Annotated in this window: 14 protein-coding genes; 7 read left to right on the forward strand and 7 right to left on the reverse strand. The window is 71.5% G+C overall.

Going from position 1 to position 15539, the window contains the following annotated elements:
- Positions 1-16: 16 nt before the first annotated feature.
- Both cheD and ACE3UN_RS11530 read left to right on the forward strand, forming a co-directional pair.
- Positions 17-709 carry a chemoreceptor glutamine deamidase CheD gene (gene cheD, locus ACE3UN_RS11525; RefSeq protein ID WP_374675090.1) on the forward strand — a complete coding sequence of 231 codons (693 nt, stop codon included), beginning with the start codon at positions 17-19 and terminating at the stop codon, positions 707-709.
- A gap of 32 nt (positions 710-741) precedes the next feature.
- Complete coding sequence (locus ACE3UN_RS11530; protein WP_374675091.1) at positions 742-1851, forward strand: chemotaxis response regulator protein-glutamate methylesterase; 1110 nt, start codon at positions 742-744, stop codon at positions 1849-1851.
- A gap of 12 nt (positions 1852-1863) precedes the next feature.
- Here the strand turns inward: ACE3UN_RS11530 and ACE3UN_RS11535 are convergent, their stop codons facing one another.
- The 6 genes from ACE3UN_RS11535 to ACE3UN_RS11560 form a co-directional block, all read right to left on the reverse strand.
- Positions 1864-3219 (reverse strand): hypothetical protein, encoded by a 1356-nt coding sequence (locus tag ACE3UN_RS11535; RefSeq protein WP_374675092.1) that lies wholly within the window; start codon positions 3217-3219, stop codon positions 1864-1866.
- Positions 3220-3246: 27 nt separating this feature from the next.
- Positions 3247-4494 carry a radical SAM family heme chaperone HemW gene (gene hemW / locus ACE3UN_RS11540; protein WP_374675183.1) on the reverse strand — a complete coding sequence of 416 codons (1248 nt, stop codon included), beginning with the start codon at positions 4492-4494 and terminating at the stop codon, positions 3247-3249.
- The gene (locus tag ACE3UN_RS11545) at positions 4491-5120 is read right to left on the reverse strand and encodes a non-canonical purine NTP pyrophosphatase (RefSeq protein ID WP_374675093.1); all 630 of its coding nucleotides are present in this window, start codon (positions 5118-5120) and stop codon (positions 4491-4493) included. The genes hemW and ACE3UN_RS11545 overlap by 4 nt, the downstream gene beginning before the upstream one ends.
- Before the next feature lie 21 nt (positions 5121-5141).
- The gene (gene rph, locus ACE3UN_RS11550; protein WP_374675094.1) at positions 5142-5879 is read right to left on the reverse strand and encodes a ribonuclease PH; all 738 of its coding nucleotides are present in this window, start codon (positions 5877-5879) and stop codon (positions 5142-5144) included.
- A gap of 142 nt (positions 5880-6021) precedes the next feature.
- Positions 6022-6933, reverse strand: coding sequence for a PP2C family serine/threonine-protein phosphatase (locus ACE3UN_RS11555; RefSeq protein ID WP_374675095.1), 912 nt, complete (start codon positions 6931-6933; stop codon positions 6022-6024).
- A complete protein-coding gene (locus ACE3UN_RS11560) occupies positions 6930-7895 on the reverse strand; it encodes a serine/threonine protein kinase (RefSeq protein ID WP_374675096.1) in 966 nt (321 codons plus the stop codon). The genes ACE3UN_RS11555 and ACE3UN_RS11560 overlap by 4 nt, the downstream gene beginning before the upstream one ends.
- A 33-nt stretch (positions 7896-7928) precedes the next feature.
- Between ACE3UN_RS11560 and ACE3UN_RS11565 the strand changes: the two genes are divergently transcribed.
- From ACE3UN_RS11565 to ACE3UN_RS11585, 5 genes are all read left to right on the forward strand, one after another.
- The gene (locus ACE3UN_RS11565; protein ID WP_374675097.1) at positions 7929-8840 is read left to right on the forward strand and encodes a YicC/YloC family endoribonuclease; all 912 of its coding nucleotides are present in this window, start codon (positions 7929-7931) and stop codon (positions 8838-8840) included.
- An 8-nt stretch (positions 8841-8848) separates the two neighbouring features.
- Positions 8849-9469 carry a guanylate kinase gene (gmk, locus tag ACE3UN_RS11570; RefSeq protein ID WP_374675098.1) on the forward strand — a complete coding sequence of 207 codons (621 nt, stop codon included), beginning with the start codon at positions 8849-8851 and terminating at the stop codon, positions 9467-9469.
- 86 nt (positions 9470-9555) lie between these two features.
- On the forward strand, positions 9556-9759 hold the full coding sequence (gene rpoZ / locus ACE3UN_RS11575; RefSeq protein WP_374675099.1) for a DNA-directed RNA polymerase subunit omega: 204 nt from the start codon (positions 9556-9558) through the stop codon (positions 9757-9759).
- A gap of 148 nt (positions 9760-9907) precedes the next feature.
- Complete coding sequence (locus ACE3UN_RS11580) at positions 9908-12469, forward strand: EAL domain-containing protein (protein WP_374675100.1); 2562 nt, start codon at positions 9908-9910, stop codon at positions 12467-12469.
- A gap of 85 nt (positions 12470-12554) precedes the next feature.
- Positions 12555-14831 carry a bifunctional (p)ppGpp synthetase/guanosine-3',5'-bis(diphosphate) 3'-pyrophosphohydrolase gene (locus ACE3UN_RS11585; RefSeq protein WP_374675101.1) on the forward strand — a complete coding sequence of 759 codons (2277 nt, stop codon included), beginning with the start codon at positions 12555-12557 and terminating at the stop codon, positions 14829-14831.
- A 110-nt stretch (positions 14832-14941) separates the two neighbouring features.
- Here ACE3UN_RS11585 and greB read toward each other — a convergent pair whose 3' ends face one another.
- Entirely contained in the window at positions 14942-15508 is a 567-nt protein-coding gene (gene greB / locus ACE3UN_RS11590; RefSeq protein ID WP_374675102.1) for a transcription elongation factor GreB, read from the reverse strand.
- Positions 15509-15539 lie beyond the last annotated feature (31 nt).

Genomic DNA, 15539 nt, shown 5'->3' on the forward strand with positions numbered 1-15539 from the left:
ACCCCGCCGCCGACCCATGACCACCCTGCCCTCCTCTTCCGGCGCCGCCCGACCGCCCTCGCCGCTGGGCGCCCCGGGCGCCGGCACGGTCGGCCGCACGCCGCGGCTGGACAAGCTCAAGGCCATGCCGCGCAAGGCGGGTGAGGCGTCGTTCTTCTACTACGACGCGCATTTCCGCAACGAGGCGGTGAAGGTGCTGCCCGGCGAGTTCTACTGCGACGGGGAGGACATCCTCGTGATGACCACGCTCGGCTCGTGCATCGCGGCGTGCCTGTGGGACCGCCAGGCCCGCATCGGCGGCATGAACCACTTCATGCTGCCCGACGGGGCCGGCGACTCCGGCCGCTACGGCAGCTTCGCCATGGAACTGCTGATCAACGAGATGATGAAGCGCGGCGCCTCGCGGCTGACCATGGAGGCCAAGGTCTTCGGCGGCGGCGCGGTGATCAGCGGCATGAACTCGATCAACGTGGGCGAGCGCAACACCAAGTTCGTGCTCGACTTCCTGAACACCGAGCGCATCCCGGTGGTGTCCAAGGACGTGATGGACGTCTACCCGCGCAAGGTGTGCTTCCTGCCCGCGAGCGGCAAGGCCATGGTCAAGCGCCTGGCGCCCACCAACACCGACGCCCTGGTCGCCCAGGACCGCGCCGCCGCCCAGAAGGCCGCGCCCGTGGTCGCCACCGGCGGCACCATCGACCTGTTCTGACCCCGGCCAACCTGCACAAGAAGGACAAGACCATGGCCAAGACCCGTGTGGTCGTCGTCGACGACTCGGCGCTGGTGCGCAGCCTGCTCGCCGAGATCATCAACCGGCAGCCCGACATGGAATGCGTCGGCGCGGCGGCGGATCCATTCGCCGCGCGCGAGATGATCCGCAACCTCAACCCGGACGTGATCACGCTGGACGTGGAGATGCCGCGCATGGACGGCATCGACTTCCTGTCCAAGCTGATGCGGCTGCGGCCCATGCCGGTGCTGATGGTGTCCACGCTGACGGAGCGCGGCGCGGAGGTCACCCTGCGTGCCCTGGAGCTCGGCGCGATCGATTTCGTGGCCAAGCCCAAGATCGGGGTGGCGGACGGCCTGAAGCAGCTGGCCGAGGAGATCACCGACAAGATCCGCATCGCCACGCGTGCACACGTCAAGCGCGCCCCGGCCGCCCCGGCACCGGCGGCCACGGCACCGGGTGCTGTGGCGGCGGCGGCGGCGCGGCCGGTGCCGGCGGCCGCCAGCCCGCTGGGCCGGCTGTCGACCGAGAAGATCATCTTCATCGGCGCGTCCACCGGCGGCACGGAAGCCACCAAGGAAGTGCTGATGGCCCTGCCGGCGGATTCCCCGGCGGTGGTGATCACGCAGCACATGCCCCCGGGCTTCACGCGCAGCTACGCGGCCCGCCTGGACACGCTGTGCAGGATCCGCGTGAAGGAGGCCAGCGACGGCGAACGCATCCTGCCCGGCCATGCCTACATCGCGCCGGGCGGCCTGCACCTGAGCGTGGAGCGCTCGGGCGCCAACTACGTGGCGCGCGTGCGCGACGGCGAGCCGGTGAACCGGCACAAGCCCTCCGTGGAAGTGCTGTTCGAATCGGCCGCGCGCGTGGTGGGCCCCAACGCCTTCGGCATCATGCTCACGGGCATGGGCGGCGATGGCGCCAAGGCCATGCGGGCCATGCGCGACGCCGGCAGCTACAACTACGCGCAGAACGAGGCCACCTGCGTGGTGTTCGGCATGCCGCGCGAGGCCATTGCCCACGGGGCCGCGAACGAGGTGCTGCCGCTGCAGGACATCGCCCCGCACCTGATGGACAAGCTGCGCGCCATGCACGGCGCGCTGCTGCACCGCGTCTGATGCCCTCGCGGCCTAGTAGGCGGCGGCCCGGGCCAGCTTGATGGCCCGCGCGCGGCGCTCCAGGCCGGCGCCGGGCGGCGCCTGCTCCAGCCACCGCGCCACGGCCTGCGCCCACAGGGTGTCCTCGGGCCCGCCGCCGGGCTTGAGCCGCAGGGCCTCGGCGACCACCGCCGCGGCCTCGGGCGCGCCCCCTTCGATGCGCAGCACCGCCTGGCGCATGCCGGTGGCGGGGTCCTCGGCCCACAGCGTGGCGGCGCCCTCCGGCCAGTAGCCCGGCACCACGAAGCGCGCGAACGCGGCCTGAGGCAGCCCCGGGTGCTGCTCGGCCGTCCACCCCGAGCGCAGGCCCCAGACCACCGGGTGCTCCCCATGGGCATCGGCCAGCACCAGGCGCAGGCCGGCCGGTGCCGCGGCCGCACACACCACCGTGCCGTCCAGCCGCCGTCGCCGCGGCACGGCCGCGCCCGCACCGTGCAGGTGGGCCGCGGCCACCCAGGCCGACGGCGGCTGGGGGTCGGACGTGAGCAGCGCCGCCGCGGACGGCACCGGCCGGAAGCCCCGCCAGCGTGCGAGCGCCACGTCCAGCGCTTCCTGGCCACCGAAGGCCGCGTAGGCGCTGCGGGTGCCCTGGTCACCCTGCCCCACCACCTGCTCCCAGATGTGGGGCAGCCGCCGCGGCGGAAAGCGGAAGCCCAGTTCGTCGAACAGCCGCTGCAGCACATGCTGCGAGCGGGCGGGCGGCGACTGGTACAGGTCCTCGTAGGCGATGGCCAGCGGATGGGCACCCATCTCCACCAGCCCGTCCCACACGCGCTGCAGGGCGCGCATGCCGCGGCGCTCGCGCTCCACCAGCTCGGGCACCGGCAGGGGATGGCGCCGCAGCTCCTCCTCGGTGGGCGGCTGACCGGTCTTCATGCGGTTGCCCCAGATGCCGCTCACGCGCGCGTAGTGCAGCGACAGCAGGCGGCCCTTGGGCTGGCGCCGGTACAGGAACACATGCTGGTAGCCCGCCGCGGCGGTGGCGAGCGCCAGGCCGCCGTTGATCTCGGGCGGCACCATCTCCACGCAGTGCTTGATCACCTGGTGCTCGGCCGCGATCTCCTGCATGGCCGCCCCCATGGCCAGGGCGTCGCGGTCCTTTCGCCACGCGGCGGTCACGTGGCCGTAGGCACGCCCCTCGTTGAAGGGCTCGTGCTCGGTGCGCGGCAGGCCGCTCAGGCGCACCAGCTGGCGCGTGAGGTTGGTGCCACCCGTGCGCTGCAGGGTCCAGATGACGAACGGGCGCACGGGCTGCGCGGGCGCGCCCGCGGCAGCGTCGGCCGAAGGGGCCGCGGCGGTGGCGTCGTTGGGCAGGGTGAGGGACGACATGGTGGGCGAGAGGAGGTGCCGGGACGCTCAGAGGAACAGCGCCTGGAGGTCGCTCAGGAAGTCGAAGCCACGGGCGGTGGGGCGCACCCGCGGGCCGGCGGGGCCGCCGTCATCGCGCGCCAGCAGCCCGCGGGCCAGCGCCTGCTCCAGCGGCGCCGCGATGGCCGAGGGCGGCAGCCCCGTGCGGTCGGTGAACAGCGCGAGCTCGAAGCCGTCGCGCAGGCGCAGTGCATTGAGCATGAACTCGAAGGCCAGCGCCTGCCGGCCCACCTCGTCCTGCTGCGACGCGGCCCGCCCGGCCAGCGCCTCGTCCATGTAGCGCGCCGGCTCCCGCCACTTCACGGTGCGCAGCACGCGGTGCGGGAAGCTCAGCTTGCCGTGCGCGCCGGCACCCAGGCCGAGGTAGTCGCCGAACTGCCAGTAGTTGAGGTTGTGGGCGCAGCGGTGGCCCGGCCGTGCATAGGCGGACACTTCGTAGCGCTGCAGGCCGGCGGCCGCGGTGAGCTCGACCAGGCGGTCCAGCATCTCGGCGCTGGTGTCCTCGTCGGGCAGCACGGGTGGCCGGCGGGCGAAGGCGGTGTTGGGCTCGAGGGTGAGGTGGTACAGGCTGAGATGCGGCGGCGCGAAGGCCAGCGCCGTGGCCAGGTCCTCGTCCAGCTCGGCCGCCGTCTGGCCCGGCAGCGCGTACATCAGGTCGAGGTTGAAGGTGTCGAAGGCCTGGGCCGCCTCTTCGACCGCGGCCAGCGCCTGGGCGCGGTCGTGCACCCGGCCCAGCGCACGCAGCTTGTCGTCCGAGAAGCTCTGCACGCCGATGGACAGGCGCGTGACGCCGGCGCCGCGGTAGGCACGGAAGCGCTCGCGCTCGAAGGTGCCCGGGTTGGCCTCCAGCGTCACCTCGGCGCCCGGTGCCAGCGGCAGCAGGCTGCGGATGTCCGACAGCAGGCGCTCGATGGACTCGGGCGCAAACAGGCTGGGCGTGCCGCCGCCGATGAACACGGTCTGCACCGAACGGCCCCAGACCAGGGGCAGGCTGGATTCCAGGTCGGCGCGCAGCGCGTCGAGGTAGCGTGCCTCCGGCGCCGGAACGCCGGCCCCACCCGGCCCCCGCAGCTCGTGCGAATTGAAGTCGCAGTACGGGCACTTCTTCAGGCACCACGGCAGGTGCACGTACACCGACAGCGGCGGCGGGGCGCCCAGTTGCAGCGTGCCGGGGCGCAGGAAGCGGTCGGCCACCGACGCCAGGTCGGCCGCGGCCGGGGTGGCCGGTGCGTTCACAGCCGCCACGCCTGGCGCATCAGCGCCGTCATCTGCGCCGCCGCCAGCGCGCGGTGGCTGCGCGCGTTCTTCAGCGTGGCCGGCAGCGCCGCCACCGTGTCACCCAGCGACGGGATGTGCATCAGCGGGTCGTAACCGAAGCCACCGCTGCCTGCGGGCGCGCCCAGGATCTCGCCGTCCCAGCGGCCGAAGGCCACGAGAGGCTCCGGGTCGTCCGCCGCGCGCAGCGCCACCAGCGCGCACACGAACGCGGCGCGCCGATCGGCCACGCCGTGCAGGCGCTGCAGCAGCAGCGTGTTGTTGGCGGCATCCTGCGCGGCCCGCCGGGCCTCGCGGTCGGGCCAGGTGCCCGGCGGCGCAGGCGCGAACACGGCCGACTGCACGCCCGGCTGGCCGCCGAGCGCATCCACGCACAGCCCGGAATCGTCGGCGATGGCGGCCAGCCCCGTGGCGGCCGCCGCGTGCCGGGCCTTGGCCAGCGCATTCTCGATGAAGGTGATGTGCGGCTCGTCGGCCTCGGCCACGCCCAGCTGGCCCTGGGCCACCAGCGCCACACCCAGCGGCGCGAACAGCGCCCCCAGCTCAGCGAGCTTCTTCGCGTTGTTCGAGGCCAGCACGATCTGCATCGGGATCTCCAGGCTGCCGCCTCAGGGCGCCAGCGGCACGGCCAGCGCCGCACGCTGCGCCGCCACCAGCTCGGCAATGCCCTTGGCGGCCAGGGCCAGCAGGCGGTCCATCTCGGCGCGGCTGAAGGGCACGCCCTCGGCCGTGCCCTGCACCTCCACGAAGCCGCCGGCGCCGGTCATGACCACGTTCATGTCGGTGTCGCAGCCCGCGTCTTCCACGTACTCCAGGTCGAGCAGCGGCGTGCCCTGTACGATGCCCACGGAGACCGCGGCCACCGCGTCGCGGATGGGCGACGCCGGAATGAGGCCCCGTGCGAGCAGGGTGTTCACCGCGTCCTGCGCCGCGACGAAGGCGCCGGTGATGGCCGCGGTGCGGGTGCCGCCATCGGCCTGCAGCACGTCGCAGTCCAGCGTGATGGTGCGCTCGCCCAGCGCGGCCAGGTCGAACACGGCCCGCATGGAGCGGCCGATCAGGCGCTGGATCTCCTGCGTGCGGCCGCTTTGCTTGCCGCGCGCGGCCTCACGGTCGCTGCGGGTGTGGGTGGCGCGCGGCAGCATGCCGTACTCGGCCGTCACCCAGCCCTCGCCGCTGCCGCGCTTGTGCGGCGGCACGCGCTCCTCCACCGAGGCGGTGCACAGCACGCGCGTCTCGCCGAACTCGATGAGCACGGAGCCTTCGGCATGGCGGGTGAAACCGCGCGTGATGCGCAGCGGTCGCAGGGCGTCCGGCGCGCGGCCGGCGGTACGTTCAAAGCTCATGGGTCACATCCTCGTTCAACCCACGATTGTCCCTCGCCCCAGCGCCTGGAGCGTCACTCCGTCTGGAGCCCCCTCCCGGAGGGGGCTGGGGGGAGCCCACGGACGGCCGAAGGCAAGCCGGAGGGCGAAGCAGAAGAAGAGCTCAGCTCTTCTTCTGCGAAGAACGCCGGATTGCCTCGTTGATCTCGCGGATCGAGCGCTCGATCTCGGCCTCGTCGAGGTCGCCGGGCACGGTTTCGCCGAGGCTGGCCTGGATGGTGGAGGCGAACACGTCCTCGCCGAGGCTGCGGGTGGAGACGCCGGCGACCGAATCGCTGTCCTCCACCGCCTCCCACTCGACCGCCAGCACGGTGACGTTGTCGCCGTGGGCGCCGCCGTTGCGCAGGGCGCGCTCCACCATCTCCGGCACGGCGTCGGACAGGGCGCGGGAGGACAGCAGCTCGACGATCTCCTCCTCCTCCATCTGGCTCCACAGGCCGTCGGAGCACACGATCATGCGGTCACCGCTCTGCAGCGTGACGGGGCCCACGGTGTCAACCACCGGCTTGCCCGGGCTGCCCAGGCAGGTGAAGAGCACCGAGCGGTTGAACTTGGCGTCGATGGGGACCACCTGCGACAGGGTCTGCTGCAGCTCGGTGTAGGAGTGGTCGCGGGTGCGCGCGACGAGCTTGCCGGCACGCACCAGGTACAGCCGCGAATCGCCGCAGTGCGCCCAGAACGCGGCCCGGCCCTGCAGCACGCAGGCCACGACGGTGGTGCGCGGCGTGTCGACCAGGCCCTTTTCCGTGGCGTAGCGCAGCAGATGGTGGTGGCCGGCCAGGATGGCGTCCTGCAGGAAGCGCAAGGGGCTCTTCAGCGACGGCTTGGCCTCGCGCTGGAAGGCGGCCGCCAGTGTCTGCAGCGCGAGCTGGGACGCCACCTCGCCCTCAGGGTGCCCGCCCATGCCGTCGGCCAGGGCAAACAGGCCCGAATCCCGCGTGTAGCAATAGCCCATGCGGTCTTCGTTCTTTTCGCGGCCACCCTTGCGGCTGACCTGGTAGACGGAAAATCTCATCGTGAGCCTGTCTTCAGGTTCTCGATCTGCAGTTTCAACCGTTCGGTGAAGCTGAGAGAGGTGTAGCGTCTTTCGGTCTCGCGCGAGAGTTCCTTCTGCAGCGCAAACACGCTCTGCGGCCGGGACAGCGGATCCAGTGCCATGCACCACTCGGTGACCTCGATGAGGTTGTCCGAGTAGGTGTTGCGCATGCGGGACATGGACAGCGACAGCCGGTCCTTGTCGATGCGCTGGGGGGCGTCGGTGGGCGGGTAGCCCTGCATGCAGGCGTAGATGCATGCGCCGATGGCGTAGATGTCGGTCCAGGGGCCGAGCGAGCCGTCGCGCCGATACATCTCGGGCGCGGCGAAACCGGGCGTGTACATGGGGCGGATGAAGTTGCCTTCCTTGCTCAGCACTTCGCGTGCCGCGCCGAAGTCCAGCAACACCGCCTTGTTGTCGTTGGTGATGAAGATGTTGGCCGGCTTGATGTCCAGGTGCAGCATCTTGTGCTGGTGGACGATGCGCAGGCCCTTGAGGATCTCGTCGAACAGCGACCGGATGGTCGATTCGCGGAACACCTTCTCCTGCTTCAGATCGCGGGCCGTGACGATGAAGTCCTGCAGCGTGTCGCCCTGCAGGTAATTCATCACCATGTAGACGGTCTCGTTCTCGCGGAAGAAATTCAGCACCGAGACGACGCTCGGGTGCGAGATCTGGGCGAGTGAACGGCCTTCCTCGAAGAAGCTCTTGAGGCCCAGGCGGTACAGCGGCTGCTTTTCCGGCTTGACGCGCGGAATGAGTTCGCCGGCCGAGCGCTCGGCGAGTGACGCCGGCAGGTATTCCTTCAGCGCCACGAGGTGGCGCTCCTCGTCTTCTGCGAGGTAGACGACACCAAAGCCGCCGGCCGCCAGTTTCTTGATGATCTGGTAGCCCCCGACCACGGTGCCCGCGGGCAACGGGGAGGGTTTCGGCTTTGACATAATCGACGTTTTGCCGCTCAGGAAACAGGCCTCATGGCAGTCTACAGCATGACCGGGTTCGCGAGCGCCAGCGCCGCCCCGGCGGCCGAGGGGGAGCACCACCCCGTCGGCGTGACCGTGGAAATGCGCACGGTCAACAGCCGCTTCCTGGACATCGCGTTCCGCCTTCCCGACGAACTGCGCCAGGCCGAGCCCGCACTGCGCGAGCTGCTCACCGCCGCCCTGCGCCGCGGCAAGGTGGAAGTGCGCGCCCAGGTGGGGCGGGCCGGCGACGACAGCCTGCCCCATCCCGGCGCAGAGCAGCTCAACCGCCTTGCCCGCCTGCAGGGCACGGTGCAGACCTGGCTGCCCCAGGCGGCCGGCCTGTCGGTGCACGAGGCGCTGCAGTGGTGCCGGGGCGGCGCGTCGGCCGCGCCGGCTCAGGCGCTCGACGAGCTCGCGGTGCAGGCCGCGCGCGACTGCATCGAGGCCCTGCGTGCCGCCAGGGCGCGCGAAGGCGGCCGGCTCGCGCAGGTGCTGCAGGAGCGGCTGGCCACGCTGCGCCAGCTGGCGGAGCAGGCCGAGCCGCTGGTGCCCGCGGTGGTCGGCAAGCAGCAGCAGCGCTTCATGGAACGCTGGGCGGAGGCGCTGGACGCCGCCGGCGGCGCGGGCGCCGTGTCCGCCGAGTCCGCGCGCGACCGGGCGCTCAGCGAGGCCGCGGCCTACGCCATCCGCATCGACGTGGCCGAGGAACTCGCCCGGCTGCGTGCCCACCTGGACGAGATCGAACGCCTGCTCGCCAAGGGCGGCGAGATCGGCAAGCGGCTGGACTTCCTGATCCAGGAACTGCACCGTGAGGCCAACACGCTGGGAGCCAAGTCCAGCGCGCTCGAACTGACCGGCATCTCGGTCGACATGAAAGTCGCCATCGAGCAGATGCGCGAGCAGGTGCAGAACCTCGAATGACCGCCCGCATGGACACCCCTGGCAACCTGTTCGTCGTCGCCGCGCCCAGCGGCGCCGGCAAGTCCAGCCTCGTGAAGGCGCTGCTGGAGCTCGATTCCCACCTGGCGGTCTCCGTGTCGCACACCACCCGGCCGCCGCGCGGCCAGGAGCAGCACGGGCGTGAGTACTGGTTCGTGAGCCCCGAGGACTTCGCCGGCATGGTGGCACGCGGCGAGTTCTTCGAATGGGCCGAGGTGCACGGCAACCGCTACGGCACCTCGCGGGTGGGCATCGAGGCGCGCCTGATGGCTGGCGAGGACGTGGTGCTGGAGATCGACTGGCAAGGCGCCCTGCAGATCAAGCAGCTGTTCCCGCATGCGGTGCTGGTGTTCATCCTGCCGCCCAGCTGGGAGGAGCTCGAGCAGCGCCTGCGGCGCCGCGGCGAGGACGGGGTGGACGTGATCGCCACCCGCCTGGCCAACGCGCGCCACGAGGTGGCCCAGGCGCGGCACTTCGACTACGTTATAATCAACGGCTTGTTCGAGACGGCGCTTTTCGATCTGAAGACCGTCGTGCACTCGCAGCGCCTGAAGTACGCGGCCCAGCGCCGCGCGAAGTCCACGGTCTTCGGCGCCCTGCATCTGGACTGACACCTGGACCGGTGTGCCTGGCCTTTCGGGGCCCTGCTTGCCGGTTCGCCCCTCGTTCCCCGTTCCCTCTACCGCGCAGATTCACCATGGCCCGCATCACCGTCGAAGACTGCCTGAACAGGATCCCGAACCGCTTCCAGCTGGTGCTGGCAGCCACCTACCGGGCCCGCATGCTGAGCCAGGGCCATGCGCCCAAGGTCGAGTCGAAGAACAAGCCGGGTGTCACCGCCCTGCGCGAGATCGCCGCCGGCGAGGTGGGCGTGGAGATGCTGCGCAAGGTGCCGACCTGACCGGCACCGTCCGGCCCGCCGGCCGGTAGGGATGCACGGGCGCCTTCGGGCGCCCGTTGTCTTTTCACGGCACGTCAGCGTGCTGGAGGCAAAAGCCCTGCATAGTTCGGGGTTGTGGCGCCATGGCGTGCGCTGCCTCCTGTCGACCATGCCCCAGCCCTCCCGCCTGCCCGTCCTGGCCACCGTGGTGCTCACCGCGGTGCTGTACACGATGGTCACCGGCGACCGCCCGCTCGACATCCACATCGAGCGGCCGCAGTTCCTGGGGCTGCACGCCCTGATCGAGGTGCTCTCGGCGGTCGTCTGCATCACGGTGGGCATCACCGCCTGGCAGGTGGTGGACGAGCGCGATCGCGGCACCCGCCGCTGGCTGGGCAGCGCCTTCGTGCTGGTGGGCCTGCTGGATGTGCTGCACCTGCTGAGTTATGCCGGCATGCCCGACCTGGGCGCGCCGAGCAGCACGCACAAGGCGATCGTCCTGTGGCTGCTCGCCCGCGCCGTGCCGGCGGTGGCGCTGCTGGTCTGGGCCACGCCGTGGTGGCCGCAGGCCCTGCGTGCCGAGCGCGCCGGCGGGCCGGCCGCGGCGCTGGGCCTGGCCAGCGTGGTGGTCCTGGCCGCCACGGCGATGCTCGTGCCGCAGGCCTTCCCCGCCACCTTCCAGGCCGGCGAGGGCCTCACCCCGTTCAAGCTCTGGCTGGAAGCCGGCCTGGTGCTGGCCTACCTGACCGCCTATGTCCTGGCCCGCGTGCGCCTGGCCCGGCTGCCCGCCGATGTGCAGGCAGACGAGGCGCCCGTGAAGGACGCGCTGCTGCTGATGGCGCTGTCCGAAGGCTTCTTCGTGCTGTATGGCAACGGCGTCACGGACATGGCGAACCTGCTGGGCCATGTCTACAAGGTCGTCGCCTACGGCCTGCTGTTCCACGGCCTGTTCCTCAACCAGATCCGGCGCCCGTTCGTGCGCCTGGCCAACGCCCACAGCGCGCTGGAACGGCGCACCGCCGAGTACCGCGAGCTGTTCGAGCTGGCACCGCTGGGCGTGCTGCGGGTGGACGAGCATGGCCGGGTGCAGATGGCGAACCGGGCGCTGGAACACATGTTCGGCTACGCGCACGAGCAGCTGGTGGGCCAGCCTGTGGGCATGCTGATGCCGGCGCGCTCGCGCCGCCTGCACATGCGCCTGCGCCGCACGCCGGGCGCGTCGTCCCCCACGCGGCGCATCCGGCTGGGCAAGGGCATGCACGGCGTGCGTGCCGACGGCCAGGTGATCGACCTGGAGGTCTCGCTCAGCAGCCAGGCCACCGCGGCCGGCGAACGCCTGACCGCCTACGTGGCGGACGTGTCCTACCGCCGCCAGCATGCGCGCGCCCTGCAGCATCGCAGCACACACGACCCGCTCACCGGCCTGCCCAATCGTTGGCTGCTGGGCGAACGCCTGGCAGACGCCACCACGATCGCCGGCCGCGAGGGCGGCCAGGTGGGGGTGCTGCTGCTGGACCTGGACAGCTTCCACCTGGTGAACGACAGCCATGGCACGGTGGCCGGTGACGCCATGCTGCGCGAGCTGGCGCGTCGCGTGGGCGGCTGCCTGCGCGCCGGCGACACGCTGGCCCGGCTGGGCGGCGACGAGTTCGTCGTGGTGGCCCATGGCCTGCACGAGCGCGGTGAAGTGGAAGCGGTGGCGCGCAAGATCCAGTCGGTGCTGGCCGGCGGCATGGCCATCGGCGGTGCCAGCTGGCCGCTCGTCGTGAGCGTGGGCATGGCGGTGTTCCCGCACGACGGGACACAGGCCGACGCCCTCCTGCAGGCCGCCGAGCAGGCGCTCGCATCCTCCAAGCGGCAGGGGCGTGGGCAGGTGACGCTCTACGACGCCCGGCTGGGCGAGGCGCAGAAGCGGGAGGGCCGGCTGCGCTCGCGCCTGCAGCGGGCGCTGCAGCACCAGGCACTGGGCCTGCATTACCAACCCCAGGTGGACACGGCCACCGGCCACATCCTGGGCTTCGAGGCGCTGCTGCGCTGGAACGACCCGGAGCTCGGCCCGGTGTCGCCCGCGGAGTTCGTGCCGGTGGCCGAGCGCTGCGGACTGGTGCACGCCATGGGGCAGCGCGTGCTGGAGGCCGCATGCCAGCAGCAGCGCAGCTGGCGCGACCAGGGATTGTGCACCCGCGTGTCCATCAACCTGTCTCCGTTGCAGTTCCGGCAGCCCGACCTCGCCCGGCAGATCGCCCAGGCCCTGCAGGCGGCTGCCTTGCCGGCCGACGCGCTGGCGGTGGAGGTGACCGAGTCCGCGATGATGGACGACCCGGCCGCCGCGGCCGAGCAGCTGCAGCGGCTGGTGGCGCTGGGCATCGAGGCGCACCTGGACGACTTCGGCACCGGCCATTCCTCGCTGGCGTGGCTGAAGAGCTTTCCCATCTCCACCATCAAGATCGACCGCACCTTCGTGCGCGACATGATGAACGACGCCTCCGACGACGCCATCGTGCGTGCCGTCATCGGGCTGGCCCACACCATGGACCGTGCCGTGGTGGCCGAAGGCGTGGAGCTCGCGGCGCAGCGCGAGCGGCTGCTCTCGCTGGGCTGCGGGTTGTGCCAGGGCTGGCTGTTCAGCGCCGCCGTGCCGCCCGACCAGGCCGCGGCACTGCTGCGCGCCGGCCGGATCGAGCCCCCGGCGGCGGCGCTGGTGGCCGCGGCCGGCACGGTGCGCTCCTGAGCGCCACGGCGTCGCGCGCGCCACGCCGGTGCATGCGCATGCCCCGGCGCGGGCAGCGCCTCGCCCCGTAGGCTAAATTCCACCCATGGGCATTCGCTCCTTCGCCGCCGAACTGCTGCCGACCGCGCTGCAGGGGCGGCCGCGCGCGCCGGCGGTGCCGATGTCGCCGCCGAGCGCCGAGGTGACCACCTTCGCGGGCCTGCAGTCCAAGCTCACCCACCTGCCAAAGGCCGACCTCAAGGCCGTGCGCGACGCGTACAAGTTCGCCGACGAGGCCCACCTGGGCCAGTTCCGGGCGAGCGGAGAGCCCTACATCACCCACCCCATCGCGGTGGCGGGCCTGGTGGCCGACTGGAAGCTCGACGCGCAGGCGGTGATGGCCGCGCTGATGCACGATGCCATGGAGGACTGCGGCATCACCAAGACCGAGCTGATCGAGCGCTTCGGCGCCACGACGGCCGAGCTGGTCGATGGCCTCACCAAGCTGGACAAGCTGCAGTTCTCCACGCGCGAGGAGGGCCAGGCGGAGAGCTTCCGCAAGATGCTGCTGGCGATGTCGCGCGACGTGCGCGTCATCCTGGTGAAGCTGGCCGACCGCCTGCACAACATGCGCACGCTCAAGGCCATGAAGGCCGAGAAGCGCCAGCGCATCGCCCAGGAAACGCTGGACATCTACGCGCCCATCGCGCACCGGCTGGGCCTGAACCAGATCTACCGCGAGCTGCAGGAACTGTCGTTCACCTACCTGCGGCCCTGGCGGCACGCGGCGCTGGAAAAGGCGGTGCAGCGATCGCGCGGCTACCGGCGCGACATCGTGGCGCGCGTGCAGAACGACGTGTCGCGCGCCTTCGCCGAGGCCAAGATGAAGGTCGAGGTGACCGGCCGCGAGAAGACCGTCTACAGCATCTACCGCAAGATGCGCGAGAAGCATGCCGGCTTCGCGTCGGTGAACGACATCTTCGGCTTCCGCATCGTGGTGTCCAGCCTGCCCGACTGCTACCTGGCGCTGGGTGTGCTGCACCAGCTGTACAAGCCGGTGCCCGGCCGCTTCAAGGACTACATCGCCATCCCCAAGGCCAACGGCTACCAGTCGCTGCACACCACGCTGGTGAGCCCGCTGGGCACGGCGGTGGAGTTCCAGATCCGCACCGAGGCCATGCACGCCGTCGCCGAGGCGGGCATCGCCGCGCACTGGCTGTACAAGGTGGGGGCCAAGGGCAACCCCTCGGACGTGGCCCAGCGCCTGGGCACGCTGTGGCTGAAGTCGCTGATCGACATCCAGGACGAGACGCGCGACGCGGGCGAGTTCCTCGAGCACGTGAAGATCGACCTCGTGCCCGACGCGGTGTACGTGTTCACGCCCATGAGCAAGATCCTGGCGCTGCCACGCGGCGCCACGCCGGTGGACTTCGCCTACGCCATCCACTCCGACGTCGGCGACCATTGCGTGGCCGCCAAGGTGAACGGCGAGCCGGCCACGCTGCGCGCCGAGCTGCGCTCGGGCGACGTGGTGGAGGTGATCACGGCGCCCAATGCCCGCCCCAACCCCGCTTGGCTCAACTTCGTGCGCACCGGCCGCGCGCGCAGCAAGATCCGCCACTACCTGAAGAACCTGGAGCAGGAAGAGTCCCAGGCCCTCGGCGAGAAGATGCTGGCCCAGGCACTGCGCCTGGAGGGCCTGGCCCTGCCCCCGCTGGAGCCCGCCGGGGCCGACACCGTCTGGCCCGCCGTGCTGCGCTGGAGCGGCAACCGCCACCCCGCCGAGCTCATGACCGACGTGGGCCTGGGCCGCAAGATCGCCACCATCGTGGCCAAGCGCATCGCGCAGGACCTGCGCGACATGGGGCACCGGCCGGATGTCGTCACGCTCAGCCTGAACCGCTACGCGGCACCGGACAACGAGTCGCCGCAAGGCCTGGTGGTGATCGACGGCGCCGAAGGCGCGAGCGTCACCATGGCCACCTGCTGCCGGCCGATTCCCGGCGACGCCATCGTGGGCTACCTGGGACGCGGCGAGGGCCTGACCGTGCACACGGCCGACTGCCAGGTGGGCCAGCGCCTGTTCGGCCGCGACCGCGAGCGCTGGATGCGCGTGGAATGGGCCGAGGAGCCGACCCGCCCGTTCGAGACCCAGCTGCAGGTGCTGCTGCACAACGGCAAGGGGGCGCTGGCGCAGGTGGCCCAGGCGGTGAGCCGCGCCGAGGCCGACATCACCCACATCGACATGGGCGACGAGCGCCCCGGCGAGACCGCCGACCTGAAGCTGCTGGTCAGCGTGCGCGACCGCCTGCACCTGGCCGAGGTGCTGCGCACCCTCAAGCGCTCACCCGCCGTGCTGCGCGTGCAGCGCGTAAGACCCTGAGCCCCCACGCCCCCTCCCGGGGCTGCCCCCCGAGGGGGCTCGCGCAGCGGCCCGGCAGAGCCGGATCCGCGCACGCCACCGGCCTGCACGCCGCTGCGCGCGCCGGGCTTTCATGGCGGCCGCGGGTACGCCACCCTCAACACCTCCAGGGTCTCGAGGCCACCGGGGGTCATCAGCTGCACCTCGTCGCCCTCGCGGGCCTTGAGCAGCGCGCGGGCGATGGGCGAGACCCAGCTCACCTCGCCCGCCAGGTGCTCCACCTCGTCGATGCCCTTGATGGTGATCGTGCGTTCCTCGCCGCGCGCATTGGCGTAGGTGACGGTCGCGCCGAAGAAGACCTGGTCGCTGCCGTGGTGCACCGACGGGTCGGCCACCTCCGCGATGTCCAGCCGCTTGGTGAGGAAGCGGATGCGCCGGTCGATCTCGCGCAGGCGCTTCTTGCCGTAGAGGTAGTCGCCGTTCTCCGAGCGGTCGCCGTTCGAGGCCGCCCAGGAAACGATCTCCACCACCTTGGGGCGCTCCTCGTCGATGAGCTGCAGCAGCTCGGCGCGCAGGCGGGCGTAGCCCGCGGGGGTGAGGTAGTTCTTGCTGCCGGCCGGCAGAGGGGGCAGCGACGGGCCGTCGTCGTCCTCGTCGCCGGCGGGCGCATCGTTCTCGCGGGTGAAGGCCTTGCTCATGTCGGCTCGATTGTCGCCAAGCCGCGCGGCC

This window comes from Ideonella sp., from assembly GCF_041918995.1.
Classification (GTDB): domain Bacteria; phylum Pseudomonadota; class Gammaproteobacteria; order Burkholderiales; family Burkholderiaceae_C; genus Ideonella.

What these genes read in the sequence shown, in the direction of transcription:
- rph (WP_374675094.1), bottom strand. Translation starts at nt 5,879, where the DNA reads ATGAGCTTTGAACGTACCGCCGGCCGCGCGCCGGACGCCCTGCGACCG.
- greB (WP_374675102.1), bottom strand. Translation starts at nt 15,508, where the DNA reads ATGAGCAAGGCCTTCACCCGCGAGAACGATGCGCCCGCCGGCGACGAG.
- ACE3UN_RS11580 (WP_374675100.1), top strand. Translation starts at nt 9,908, where the DNA reads ATGCCCCAGCCCTCCCGCCTGCCCGTCCTGGCCACCGTGGTGCTCACC.
- ACE3UN_RS11555 (WP_374675095.1), bottom strand. Translation starts at nt 6,933, where the DNA reads ATGAGATTTTCCGTCTACCAGGTCAGCCGCAAGGGTGGCCGCGAAAAG.
- rpoZ (WP_374675099.1), top strand. Translation starts at nt 9,556, where the DNA reads ATGGCCCGCATCACCGTCGAAGACTGCCTGAACAGGATCCCGAACCGC.
- ACE3UN_RS11585 (WP_374675101.1), top strand. Translation starts at nt 12,555, where the DNA reads ATGGGCATTCGCTCCTTCGCCGCCGAACTGCTGCCGACCGCGCTGCAG.
- cheD (WP_374675090.1), top strand. Translation starts at nt 17, where the DNA reads ATGACCACCCTGCCCTCCTCTTCCGGCGCCGCCCGACCGCCCTCGCCG.
- gmk (WP_374675098.1), top strand. Translation starts at nt 8,849, where the DNA reads ATGGACACCCCTGGCAACCTGTTCGTCGTCGCCGCGCCCAGCGGCGCC.
- ACE3UN_RS11560 (WP_374675096.1), bottom strand. Translation starts at nt 7,895, where the DNA reads ATGTCAAAGCCGAAACCCTCCCCGTTGCCCGCGGGCACCGTGGTCGGG.
- ACE3UN_RS11535 (WP_374675092.1), bottom strand. Translation starts at nt 3,219, where the DNA reads ATGTCGTCCCTCACCCTGCCCAACGACGCCACCGCCGCGGCCCCTTCG.
- ACE3UN_RS11545 (WP_374675093.1), bottom strand. Translation starts at nt 5,120, where the DNA reads ATGCAGATCGTGCTGGCCTCGAACAACGCGAAGAAGCTCGCTGAGCTG.
- ACE3UN_RS11530 (WP_374675091.1), top strand. Translation starts at nt 742, where the DNA reads ATGGCCAAGACCCGTGTGGTCGTCGTCGACGACTCGGCGCTGGTGCGC.
- ACE3UN_RS11565 (WP_374675097.1), top strand. Translation starts at nt 7,929, where the DNA reads ATGGCAGTCTACAGCATGACCGGGTTCGCGAGCGCCAGCGCCGCCCCG.